Source organism: Bradyrhizobium canariense, assembly GCF_019402665.1.
Classification (GTDB): Bacteria; Pseudomonadota; Alphaproteobacteria; order Rhizobiales; family Xanthobacteraceae; genus Bradyrhizobium; species Bradyrhizobium canariense.
The window spans coordinates 1-11519 of record NZ_VSST01000083.1; the positions used below are offsets into that span (position 1 = coordinate 1).

Below are 11519 nucleotides of genomic sequence, written 5' to 3' on the forward strand. Positions count from 1 at the left end.
GCCCGCCGTCGCGGCCCTCGACGGAGACGTTGATCAGGCAACCGTCGGCATCGATCATGGGCATGCGGGCGTCTCCGTTTATTTGCGATCAGGACTGTTTTATTCGCGTTCGAGGCTGTCGAGCAGACGGTCGATCAGGGCTTGGGAAGCGCCTTGATAGGCCATCGGCTCGAACAACGCCGCAATTTTTTCCGGCGAAAGATGCGCAGTGACCTGCGAATCGGCTGCGAGCACCTCGCGCAGATGCTTCTTCTCGACGACCGCGCGCTTGCTCGCGGCTTCGACGAGATGATGCGCATCGCTCTTGCCGATCGTCTCGGCCAGGGCGAAGGTGACCGCTTCCGCCATGATCAGGCCGTGGGTCGCATCGAGATTGCTGCGCATGCGCGCTGCATCGACATCGAGTCCTTCCGCGATGTCGACTATGGCTGCGAGGGCACCGGAGGTGACCAGCATCAATTGCGGCAGCGTCGGCCATTCCGCGTGCCACGGGCCAGCGCTGCGCTCATGGTCCTGCACCTGGGCCGCGAAAATCGTCGCGGCGAGCTGCGGCGCCATGGTTGCGCAGCCGAGCGCACTTGCGGCCGCGACCGGGTTGCGCTTGTGCGGCATGGTCGAGGAGCCGCCGCGGCCTTCCCCTGCCGGCTCGAACGCCTCGGCAACGTCGGTCTGCATCAGCAGCGAGACGTCGCGCGCAATCTTGCCGCAGCTGCCGGCAAGAATCGCAAAGGCTGATGCGACTTCCGCGATGCGGTCGCGGTGGGTGTGCCAGGGGGCTTCGGGCAGCGGCAGGTTCAGCTCTTGCGCGAGCCGTTCGGAAACGACGAGCCCCTTGTCGCCAAGGGCTGCAAGCGTGCCGGCCGCACCGCCGAATTGCAGTGCGAGGCCCTCGCGGGAGAGCCGCCTGAGGCGGCAGCGGGCGCGGGCGAGGCTTGCGGCATATTCGGCGGCCTTCAGGCCGAACGGCATCGGCAGGGCGTGCTGGAGCCAGGTTCGCGCCACCATTGCCGTGTTGCGGTGGGCCCGCGCCAGTGCGGCAAAGCCCTTGATGGCGCGGCTGAGATCGGCGTCCAATGCATCGATGCCGGCGCGAAGCGTGAGCATGGTCGCGGTGTCGATGACGTCCTGGCTGGTCGCGCCCCAATGCACGTAGCGGGCGGCCTCTGCGTCGGCCCTGCCGACATTGGCGGTCAGAATCTTGACCAGGGGGATCGCGAGATTGCCGGATCGAGTGGCGGCCTCGGCCAGCGCGGCCATGTCAAAGACATCGGCCTTGCACGCGGTTTCGATCGGGCCCACCGCGGACGTGGGAATCACACCCGTGGCCGCCTCGGCTCGGGCCAGTGCTGCCTCGAAATCGAGCATGTTCTGGAGGGTCGACCGGTCGTCGCAGACCGTACGCATGGCCACGCTCGACAGCATCGGCGCGAGCAGGGGGGAGAGGGATGTGCTCATATTGTGCGGGACCTAACCACCATGGCCCGCCTGTGCCAATCCCAAACCGGCGGCGCAAGCTTTTTGCAGTTGCGAATATGCATTGCACGTGACCGAGGCCACCCTTTCTTTTGCCGCCTCCGTGCGGTACTTGAGCTGCCTTATAGTTTAGTTGCGCGATCCATCCCGGGAGGCACCCAATGGCCATGACGATGAACGGCGAAGTCCAGCTTGCGGCGCCGCGCGAGGCCGTGTGGGCCAAGCTCAACGATGCCGAGGTGCTAAAGGCCTGCATCCCCGGCTGCGAGGAGCTGGAGAAGACCGAGGATGGCGGCTTTCGTGCGACGGCGAAAATGAAGGTCGGCCCGGTGTCGGCGCGCTTCAAGGGCAAGGTCACGCTGTCCGATCTCGATCCGCCGAACGGCTACAAGATCTCCGGCGAAGGCGAGGGCGGGGTGGCTGGGTTCGCCAAGGGAGGCGCCGTGGTCAAGCTTGCGGAGAAGGACGGCGGTACGCTTTTGTCCTACGAGGTCGAGGCGCAGATCGGCGGCAAGTTGGCGCAGCTCGGCCAGCGCCTGATCAACGGCGCCGCCAAGAAACTGGCCGACGAATTTTTCGCGAACTTCGCCAAGGCGGTACAGGGCTGAGGGCCGATGCCTCAAGCATTGCGCCTTCCGGCATATCGCGTTTTGTCATGGCGCCTTGCATTCCCGGTGATGTTGCCCCGGGGCATAATGGCCCATATGATGGGTCGGAATAATTATAAGAACCGCTTCGACGGGACCCGTCGGGGCGCTGATAGAGAGTGCTTATGGCAAAAATCTCCCTCATCGTGAACGGCAATCCTGTCACGGCCAACGTCGATCCCCGCACCCTGCTGGTGCAGTTCCTGCGCGAGAATCTGCGGCTCACCGGCACCCATGTCGGCTGCGACACCTCGCAGTGCGGCGCCTGCGTCGTGCATCTGGACGGCAAGGCCGTGAAGTCCTGCACCACGCTCGCCGTGATGGCCGATGGCCACGAGGTCAAGACGATCGAGGGGTTGGCCGCCGACGGCGCGCCGCTGCATCCGATGCAGGAGGCCTTCCGCGAACACCATGGACTGCAGTGCGGCTTCTGCACGCCCGGCATGATCATGACCGCGATCGACATCGTCCATCGCAAGGGCAACGAGCTCGACGACCACACCATCCGCGAGGAGCTGGAAGGCAATCTCTGCCGCTGCACCGGCTACCAGAACATCGTCACCTCGATCTCCGCCGGCGCCAAGGCGATGGCGAAATCCGATCTCGCGTAAACCGCGCGCGCACTCTGCGATCAGGACATTCAGATGTACGACTTCAAATACCATCGCCCCGGGACAGTTCGGCAGGCCGCCAACCTCCTGGTGAAGAACGAAGACGCCAAGGTGATCGCCGGCGGCCACACGCTGATTCCCGTCATGAAGCAGCGCCTCGCCAGCCCGCCGCATCTGGTCGACCTCTCCCATATCGATGGGCTCAACACGATCGAGATGAAGGGCCGCGCGCTCGTGATCGGTGCCACCGCCAGGCATGCCGAGGTCGCAACCTCGGCTATCGTCGGCGAGGCGATCCCGGCGCTCGCGAACCTTGCCGGCCAGATCGGCGATCCCGCCGTGCGCCACAAGGGCACGATCGGCGGCTCGCTCGCCAACAACGATCCGACTGCCGACTATCCGGCTGCCGTGTTGGCGCTGGGCGCCACCATCGTCACCAACAAGCGCCGCCTCAAGGCAGAGGAGTATTTCCAAGGCCTGTTCACGACGGCGCTCGAAGCCGACGAGATCATCACCAAGGTGATGTTCCCGCTGCCGAAGAAGGCGGCCTATATCAAGTTCCGCAACCAGGCCTCGCGTTACGCGCTGGTCGGCGTGTTCGTGGCGCGGCGTCCCTCCGACGTGCGCGTCGCGGTCACCGGCGCCGGCTCCGAAGGCGTGTTCCGTGTCACCGCGTTCGAGGAAGCCCTGAAAAAGCGCTTCGCCGCGAAAGCGCTTGACGGCATCGAGGTGCCGGCGGACGGCCTCAACAGCGACATCCATGGCAGCGCCGAATACCGCGCGCACCTCATCGGCGTGCTGACGCGGCGTGCCCTCGACGCCGCCAACGCCAAGGAGTGAGTGATCCTCACGCCTCGGCCCAAACTTGTCCCGGTGAGGGCGTAGCGAGACTGGCTTTTTCATGACCTCAGTGGCCAACACGTCCGGTGCCTTGCCGGCATCGGTCGATTCGATGCTCGAACTCCTGACGTCGCGCGGCTATCTCGCCGAGCGATCGCTGGCCACGGTGACCTATCTGTCGCTGCGCATGGGTCGGCCGCTGTTTCTGGAAGGCGAGGCCGGCGTCGGCAAGACCGAGATCGCAAAAGTGCTGTCGGCGGCACTGGGGCGGAAGCTGATCCGCCTGCAGTGTTACGAAGGCCTCGACGTCTCCTCGGCGGTCTACGAGTGGAATAGCGCCGCGCAGATGATCGCGATCCGGATGGCCGAGGCCGCCGGCGACACCGATCGCGATCAATTGTCGTCCGACATCTTCGCCGATCGCTACATGATCAAGCGACCGCTGCTCCAGGCGCTTGAGCCTGACGTCGCCGGGCCGCCGGTCCTTCTGATCGACGAGCTCGACCGCGCCGACGAGGCGTTCGAGGCGTATCTGCTCGAAATCCTCAGCGACTTCCAGGTGACGATTCCCGAATTCGGCACCGTGAAGGCGCCGAGCCCGCCGATTGTCATCATCACCTCCAACCGCACCCGCGAGATCCACGACGCGCTGAAGCGGCGCTGTCTCTATCACTGGGTCGATTATCCCGACGCCGATCGCGAGCTCGCGATCGTCAAGTCGCGCGTGCCGGGCATCTCCGCAAAATTGTCGCAGCAGGTCGTGCGCTTCGTCCAGGCACTACGCAATCAGGATTTCTACAAATCGCCGGGCGTCGCCGAGACCATCGACTGGGCCACCGCACTGTCGGAGCTCGACGCCCGCTCGCTGACCCCGCAAGTGGTCGGCGACACGCTGGGCGCGCTGCTCAAATACCAGGACGACATCACGCGGATGCAGGGCGACACCTTGCAGAAGGTGCTGAAGGAAGCGACGAGCGACTAACTTGTCATTCCGGGTGCGACGAAGTCGCGAGCCCGGAATCCATTGTGCGGCGGGGATTATGGATAAATGGATTCCGGGTTCACGCTTCGCGTGCCCCGGAATGACGGCAGAGACAGCAGACTATGGCCATCAATCACCTGGCGCCTGAGCAGACCGAGCAGTTCGCCGACAACATCGTGGGCTTCGCCCGCGCGCTGCGTTCGGCCGGCATGCCGGTCGGGCCGGGTGCGGTCATCGATGCCATGAGCGCGCTTGAGGTGATCGACATCGGCAACCGCGCCGACGTCTTCACCACGCTTGAGGCGATCTTCGTCAAGCGCCACGAGCATGCGCTGATTTTCAAGCAGGCCTTCAACCTATTCTTCCGCGCCTCGGAAGAGTGGAAGCACATGCTGGATTCGGTGCCGTTGCCGGAGCAGGCCAAGAAGAAGCCGCAGGCAGGCTCGCGCCGTGTGCAGGAAGCGATGTCGCAGCCGCGCATGACGGAGACGCCACAGCACCAGGAGCAGGATTTGCGCCTGTCGGTTTCGGACAAGGAAATCCTTCAGAAAAAGGATTTTGCGCAGATGAGCGCGGCCGAGATCACCGAAGCGCTCCGCGCCGTCGAGCGAATGCGGTTGCCGCAGGCCGAGCTTCTGACGCGTCGGCACCGGCCCGATCCCCGCGGCCTGCGCCTCGATCTCCGCCGCACGCTGCGTGCCTCGTTGCGCACTGGCGGCGACATCATCGACATCCATCGCCTCGGGCGGATCGAGAAACCGGCGCCGATCGTGGCGCTGCTCGACATCTCGGGCTCGATGAGCGAGTACACCCGACTGTTCCTGCATTTCCTGCATGCCATAGGGGACGCGCGAAAACGTGTCTCGGTGTTCCTGTTCGGCACTCGCCTCACCAACGTGACCCGGGCGCTGCGCCAGCGCGACCCCGACGAGGCGCTGGCGAGCTGCTCGGCCTCCGTCGAGGACTGGGCCGGCGGCACCCGGATCTCGGCGTCCCTGCACAATTTCAACAAATTGTGGGCCCGGCGCGTGCTGAGCCAGGGCGCCATCGTGCTGCTGATCTCCGACGGGCTCGAGCGGGAGGCCGATTCCAAGCTGGCCTTCGAGATGGACCGGCTGCACCGCTCCTGCCGGCGGCTGATCTGGCTCAACCCGCTGCTGCGGTTCGGCGGCTTCGAGGCCAAGGCGCAGGGCATCAAAATGATGCTCCCGCACGTTGACGAATTCCGTCCGGTACATAATTTGAGCTCGATCCAGGAGCTGATCATCACACTCTCCGGGCCGCTGCCGCCGCATCACCGCAGCCTGATCCGCTCCGCAGCCTGAGAGGTAGCCATGCTCGATCGCGACGAGGATATTCTGAAGGCGGCGGAGGACTGGCAGAAGGCCGGTCGTGGCGTCGCGCTCGCCACCGTGGTGGAGACCTGGGGCTCGGCACCGCGTCCGGCGGGCTCGAGCCTCGTCATCAATGACGAGGGCACGTTCCTGGGGTCCGTCTCCGGCGGCTGCGTCGAGGGCGCCGTGGTCACCGAGGCCATGGATGTGATCCAGAGCGGCAAGCCCAGGATGCTGGAGTTTGGCGTTGCCGACGAGACTGCCTGGAATGTCGGGCTGTCCTGCGGCGGCACCATCCGCGTCTTCGTCGAGAAAGTCGGCTAGCCGTGAAGCTCGCAATCCTGCACGAACTCAATGCCGAGCGCGCCGCCCGCCGCCCGGTGATCCTGGTGACCGACACCGAAAGCGGCGAGCAGCGCCTGGTGAAGGCCGAGGACTTCAGTAAGGATCCCCTGCGCGCCGAACTCGACAAGCAGCTTCGCATGGGCAAAAGCGCCAGCGTCGAAGCCGGCGGCAAGAAGCTCTTCCTCAACGTCTATGCCCCGACCGCGAAGCTCGTCATCGTCGGCGCCGTCCATATCAGCCAGGCCCTGGCACCGCTGGCGCGCTCGCTCGGCTACGACGTCACCGTGGTCGATCCGCGCACGGCCTTTGCGAGCCCCGAGCGCTTCCCCGACGTTCCACTGGTCGCGGAATGGCCCGACACGGCGCTGCCGCCGCTCAATGTGGATGCCTACACGGCATTCGTCGCGGTGACGCACGATCCCAAGATCGACGACCCCGCGTTGCTGCACGCCTTCGAGCGCAACTGCTTCTATATCGGCGCACTCGGCTCGCGAAAGACGCACGCCAAGCGCGGCGACCGGCTGCGGGCGCAGGGCGCCAAGGAGAGCGACATCGCGCGCATCCACGCGCCGATCGGGCTTGCGATCGGCGCGGTCTCGCCGTCCGAGATCGCGGTGTCGATCATGGCCGAGATCACGGCGGTGCTTCGGCTGCCGCCCAAGGAAAAAGAAGAAGCCGCATGAAGTTCGGCCCAGCGAGCCCCAGGGATGCGATCGGCGGGGTGACCGTCCACACCCTGCGCCAGGGACCGCTGGTGCTGAAGAAGGGCACGACGATCGGGCCCACCGAGGTCGAGGCGCTGGAGCGCGCCGGCATCCAGGAAATCGTGGTGGTGCGGATGGAGGAGGGCGATGTCTCCGAGGACATCGCGGCTGCCAGCATCGCGCTCGCCGTCGGTGGTGATGGCATTCATGTCGAGCGGGCCTTCACCGGTCGCGCCAATCTGTTCGCCGCGCGCCCGGGCGTGCTGGTGATCGATCGCGCCGCGGTGGATCGCATCAACAATATCGACGAGGCCATTACCTTTGCCACGCTCTCGGCCTTCAAGCCGGTGGTCGAGGGCGAGATGGTCGGCACCGTCAAGATCATCCCGTTCGGCGTCGAAGGAAACTTGCGTGATGCCGCGGTAAAGGCCGCGGGTCGCGACGTTCTGAAGATCGCGCCTTACGTCATCAAGCGTGTCGGCGTGGTCTCGACGCTGCTGCCCGGCCTGTCCTCCAAGGTGATCGACAAGACGTTGCGCGTCACCGCCGAGCGGCTGGCGCCGGCCGGCGCCGGCATCATCGCCGAGCGGCGGGTCCCGCATGAGGAGCAGGCGCTTTCGGCTGCGATCAAGGAATTACTGGGACTTGGCGCCGAGCTCGTGATCGTGTTCGGGGCATCTGCGATCGCCGACCGCCGCGACGTGATCCCTGCGGCCGTGACCGAAATCGGCGGCGAGATCGAGCATTTCGGCATGCCGGTCGATCCCGGCAATCTGCTGCTGATTGCCCGGGCCGGCACCGTGCCGGTGCTGGGCGCGCCCGGCTGCGCGCGCTCGCCGGTCGAGAACGGGTTCGATTGGGTACTGATGCGGCTGCTGGCCGGCATCAAGGTGACGCGGTCCGAGCTGATGGGCATGGGCGTCGGTGGCCTCCTCATGGAGATCGTCACGCGCCCGCAGCCGCGCGCAAAACCGGAGATCGAGGGCAACAACCACGTCGCGGTCATCGTGCTCGCAGCGGGCCGTTCGACCCGGATGGGTGGGCCGAACAAGCTACTGGCCGAGCTCGACGGCAAGAAGCTGGTGCGGATTGCGACCGAGCAGGCGCTGGCCTCGAAAGCATCGGAGGTCATCGTCGTCACCGGCCATCAGACCGAGCTGATCGAGCAAGCCTTGCAAGGTCTGAAGGTGCGTATCGTCAAGAATCCGGATTTCGCCGGCGGCATCGCAAGCTCGGTCAAGGCGGGCATCGCGGCCGTTCCCGAAGCTTGCCACGGCGCTGTGGTCTGCCTCGGCGACATGCCGCTGATCGATGCCGGTCTGATCGACCGTCTCATCGACGCGTTCGCACCCGATCGCGGCAATCTCATCGTCGTGCCCGTCAGCGAGGGCCGCCGCGGCAATCCCGTGCTGTGGTCGCGCCGCTTCTTCAAGGAGTTGATGACGCTCGACGGCGATGTCGGCGCGCGTCACCTGATCGCGAAGCACACCGAGGCGGTCGCCGAAGTGCCGGTCGACGGCGAGAGCGCCTTTCTCGACATCGACACGCCGCAGGCATTGGAAGCGGCACGGCGGGGCTGACGCTGCCGTAGAAGTGGGCAAAGGCGCACAGCGCCGATGTCCGCGGCTCGCCTACTTCTTCGTATTCGATAGCTTCTCGACCCCGGCCTTCAGCTCGACACCGCTCTTCGTCAACAGGGTCTTGTCGCCGGTGTTGAACGTAAACGTGTCGGCGCCCGCGCTGATGCCGTTCCACGCGACGGCTTCTGCGATGGACAGATACCACAATCCCTGGAATCCCGATGAATTGTTCAATTGTCCGGTCCACACGGTGGTCGATCCGCAGCCAAGGAAGTTCACCGAGAAACTGATCGCGGTGCCAGTGCTACCGTAGGCCAGCCAACCCGTCACGCCTTGCGGCTTGCCTTCGTCGCAGCTGTTCGCAGCATTGTTGGTATAGGTCCCCGTGATGGCACCTGTCGTCGTGTTGACGTTGGTGATGGCCAGGGTCGAGCCATACTGGTTGGTCCAGGTCCAGTTCACCGACTGCGCATATGCGGGCAAGGGTCCGACGAGACAGGCCGACGCGAGCATTCCGAACAGCATTGCATTGATGTGGCGCATGGTCGCTTCCTCCGGCTCTCTGAGCTTCACGACCTTAAATAACGCGATTGAAAAACACAACTATAAAGTGCATATTCATGCCGCTATTCCGGCGCGGCTTTTCAACCACGCGTTCACCAAGTGGAAACGACCGACGCTTAGAGTCGCCTTCGCCTGCCTTGGGGGGAGGGGTTTTTCATGGCTTCGAACGTCGTCGCGCGCCGTTGCGCGATGTTTTTCTTTGCGCTGTCCGTCTGCGTCGCGGGCGCTCGCCATATCACGGATGCGCACGCCGCCGGAGCATTTGCGGTCGGCAAGTGCGGCGCCTATGGCCAGGCCTTTGATTATGGCGCCGAGCACGATGCGCGTGCGGCGGCGCAGAAGCAGTGCAAGGGCGATTGCACGACCGTGACGATGAAGCGCGCCTGCGCCGCGATGTCGGTCGATCTTTCCAATCCCTGCGGCGCCTATGGCTATGCCGTCAAGCCGAAGATCTCGGCCACGCTCAATGCCGCCACGCGCGAATGCTACAAATACGGCGGCAAGGAATGCGTGATCCGCGCCTGGGCCTGCGACGCGAAGGGTTGATTCCTGTTGCCGTCATTCCGATGTTGCGTAGCGTCGAATCCGGAATGACAGTCGAGGAGTTGCATGCAGTTCGATACCAAGATCGCCGTCGTGATCCGCACCGATCTTCAGGCCTGGCAGAAGCTCAACGTCGCGGCCTTCCTTACCAGCGGCATTGCCGCGGCCTTTCCGGAATGCATCGGCGAGCCCTATGAGGACGCGTCGGGTACGAAATATCACGCGCTGATCGGTCAGCCGATCCTGATCTATGGCGCCGACGGTCCCGCATTGACGCGTGCGCTCGATCGGGCGCTGACGCGCAGCGTCAAGCCGGCGGTCTATACCGAGGACATGTTTAAGACCACGCACGATGCTGCCAACCGCGAAGCGGTGAGGGCGGTGGCGCGGACCGATCTCAACCTCGTCGGTCTCGCCGTGCGCGCCGAGCGCAAGGTGATCGACAAGATCGTCGATGGGCTGAGGTTTCATAGTTGAGGCGGGTGCTTGTTGTTTCACCTCTCCCGCTTGCGGGAGAGGTCGCGCCAAAGGCGCGGGTGAGGGCTCTCTCCGCTTGGGGATTGTCCCGTTGCGGTGGCACCCTCTCCCCAACCCTCCCCCGCAAGCGGGGGGAGGGAGCGCACCGTTTGCGCGGCAGCTATCCCCCCAGCGGCATGCCTGCGAACTTCGGCAGGTCGGGATCGAGGCGATCCCAGGCATGTCCGCGCGCGGCATAAGTCACCACTTGCGGCTCGTAGCGGGCGGGTTCGTCGAGGCTTGCGGCGCGGATGGTGAAGATGTCGGGCATGGCCGCGAAGGTCAGGTAAACAGGCAAGCCGCACTGGGCGCAGAAACCGCGCGTCTTCAAATTGCCGCTGTCGCCAACCATGTCCCAATGCTTCGCTTCGCCCGTCACGGTGACGCCGGCGCGCGCGAACGTCATGTACGAGCCGTGGCCGCTGCCGCTTTCGCGCTGGCAGTCCCGGCATTGGCAGTGATTGCTGAACAGGGGCTCACTGGCGATCGAATAGCGGATTGCGCCGCAGGCGCAGCCGCCGGTAAACGGTTTGGTCATTGCGATAACTCCTTACCTGTCTTCGCCGCTGATCTCGTCGAGCTGGCGGACGACCTTCTTCCAGCCGCCGCTCATGCCCGTGTAGGCGGATTCGTTCCTGGGTATGACGAAGCCCGCATGGACCAGGCGGATCCGCGTGCCGGCCTCGACCGGGGTGAGGGACCACGTCACGACAGTGTCGAGCGGCGCACCGTAGCCGGTGTTGCGCTCATTCCCGCCCTTCCAGGCGTAGACGAGGCGCCGGTTCGGCATGACTTCAAGGACGCGGCAATGGATGACGCCATCCCAGGCGCCGCCCGGCGTGGTCTGATAGGTGAAGGTGTTGCCTTCGACAGCCTCGAAACCGCTCGGCGGCATCAGCCAGCGCGCGATCAGTTGGGCGCTGGTCAGCGCCTTCCAGATCGTCTCCGGCGCGTGTGGGAGCACCTCGTCGATGACGATGTCCTTTATTTCGGCTTTCAATTCGGCAGCACTCACGGATCGATCTCCTTCAAGAGGTCACGCAGGTTCTGGAAGCGCTCGCGCCAGAACACGCCGTAATGGTCCATCCAGGAGACCAGCGGTTCGAGGCCTTGCGGCGCGGCACGGTAATAGACGTTGCGGCCCTCGGCACGCTCGGCGACGAGGCCGGCCTGCTTGAGGGACTTCAAATGTTGCGAGATCGCGCCTTGCGTCACGCCGCTTCCCCGCGTGAGCTCGGCGACGCTGATCTCCTTGCTCTCGAACACGCGCTCGAACACGGCGCGGCGGGTCGGATCGGCAAGGGCGCGCATCACGGTGGTCATGGGATTTGGGGCGGCTTCAATCATGAGTGTTAGATTAGTGCATGCTAATGAATTAGT

General features: G+C 64.8%; 15 protein-coding genes. 10 read left to right on the top strand and 5 right to left on the bottom strand.

The features are described from left to right. Positions 1–99 precede the first annotated feature (99 nt). Positions 100–1455: a 3-carboxy-cis,cis-muconate cycloisomerase gene (locus FXB41_RS34755; protein ID WP_007602416.1), complete on the bottom strand. Its 1356-nt coding sequence runs from the start codon at positions 1453–1455 to the stop codon at positions 100–102. Between the two features lie 179 nt (positions 1456–1634). On the opposite strand from FXB41_RS34755, the gene FXB41_RS34760 reads away from it, so the two are divergent. From FXB41_RS34760 to FXB41_RS34795, 8 genes are all read left to right on the top strand, one after another. Next, positions 1635–2081, top strand: coding sequence for an SRPBCC family protein (locus FXB41_RS34760; protein ID WP_007602417.1), 447 nt, complete (start codon positions 1635–1637; stop codon positions 2079–2081). A 164-nt stretch (positions 2082–2245) separates the two neighbouring features. Continuing rightward, entirely contained in the window at positions 2246–2731 is a 486-nt protein-coding gene (locus FXB41_RS34765) for a (2Fe-2S)-binding protein (protein WP_007602418.1), read from the top strand. 33 nt (positions 2732–2764) lie between these two features. Beyond that, positions 2765–3571 (top strand): FAD binding domain-containing protein, encoded by an 807-nt coding sequence (locus FXB41_RS34770; protein WP_007602419.1) that lies wholly within the window; start codon positions 2765–2767, stop codon positions 3569–3571. A 61-nt stretch (positions 3572–3632) separates the two neighbouring features. Then, positions 3633–4553 carry an AAA family ATPase gene (locus tag FXB41_RS34775; RefSeq protein WP_219684944.1) on the top strand — a complete coding sequence of 307 codons (921 nt, stop codon included), beginning with the start codon at positions 3633–3635 and terminating at the stop codon, positions 4551–4553. A 122-nt stretch (positions 4554–4675) separates the two neighbouring features. Further along, complete coding sequence (locus FXB41_RS34780) at positions 4676–5878, top strand: vWA domain-containing protein (protein ID WP_007602421.1); 1203 nt, start codon at positions 4676–4678, stop codon at positions 5876–5878. A 9-nt stretch (positions 5879–5887) separates the two neighbouring features. Beyond that, a complete protein-coding gene (locus FXB41_RS34785) occupies positions 5888–6211 on the top strand; it encodes an XdhC family protein (RefSeq protein WP_007602422.1) in 324 nt (107 codons plus the stop codon). Positions 6212–6213: 2 nt separating this feature from the next. Then, positions 6214–6915 (top strand): XdhC family protein, encoded by a 702-nt coding sequence (locus FXB41_RS34790; protein WP_219684945.1) that lies wholly within the window; start codon positions 6214–6216, stop codon positions 6913–6915. After that, positions 6912–8516 (top strand): NTP transferase domain-containing protein, encoded by a 1605-nt coding sequence (locus FXB41_RS34795; RefSeq protein WP_219684946.1) that lies wholly within the window; start codon positions 6912–6914, stop codon positions 8514–8516. The genes FXB41_RS34790 and FXB41_RS34795 overlap by 4 nt, the downstream gene beginning before the upstream one ends. Before the next feature lie 51 nt (positions 8517–8567). Here the strand turns inward: FXB41_RS34795 and FXB41_RS34800 are convergent, their stop codons facing one another. Beyond that, complete coding sequence (locus tag FXB41_RS34800; protein ID WP_007602433.1) at positions 8568–9059, bottom strand: avidin/streptavidin family protein; 492 nt, start codon at positions 9057–9059, stop codon at positions 8568–8570. 177 nt (positions 9060–9236) lie between these two features. Between FXB41_RS34800 and FXB41_RS34805 the strand changes: the two genes are divergently transcribed. Beyond that, the gene (locus FXB41_RS34805; protein WP_007602435.1) at positions 9237–9626 is read left to right on the top strand and encodes a DUF4189 domain-containing protein; all 390 of its coding nucleotides are present in this window, start codon (positions 9237–9239) and stop codon (positions 9624–9626) included. Between the two features lie 63 nt (positions 9627–9689). Then, positions 9690–10100, top strand: a complete 411-nt coding sequence (locus FXB41_RS34810) for a DUF2000 family protein (RefSeq protein WP_007602437.1) — start codon at positions 9690–9692, stop codon at positions 10098–10100. Between the two features lie 160 nt (positions 10101–10260). Here the strand turns inward: FXB41_RS34810 and FXB41_RS34815 are convergent, their stop codons facing one another. The 3 genes from FXB41_RS34815 to FXB41_RS34825 are packed head-to-tail and all read right to left on the bottom strand — an operon-like array spanning position 10261 to position 11486. Beyond that, positions 10261–10677 (bottom strand): GFA family protein, encoded by a 417-nt coding sequence (locus FXB41_RS34815; RefSeq protein WP_007602439.1) that lies wholly within the window; start codon positions 10675–10677, stop codon positions 10261–10263. 12 nt (positions 10678–10689) lie between these two features. After that, positions 10690–11154, bottom strand: coding sequence for an SRPBCC family protein (locus tag FXB41_RS34820; protein WP_007602441.1), 465 nt, complete (start codon positions 11152–11154; stop codon positions 10690–10692). Next, a complete protein-coding gene (locus tag FXB41_RS34825; RefSeq protein WP_007602444.1) occupies positions 11151–11486 on the bottom strand; it encodes an ArsR/SmtB family transcription factor in 336 nt (111 codons plus the stop codon). Before FXB41_RS34825 ends, FXB41_RS34820 begins: the two co-directional genes overlap by 4 nt. Positions 11487–11519 lie beyond the last annotated feature (33 nt).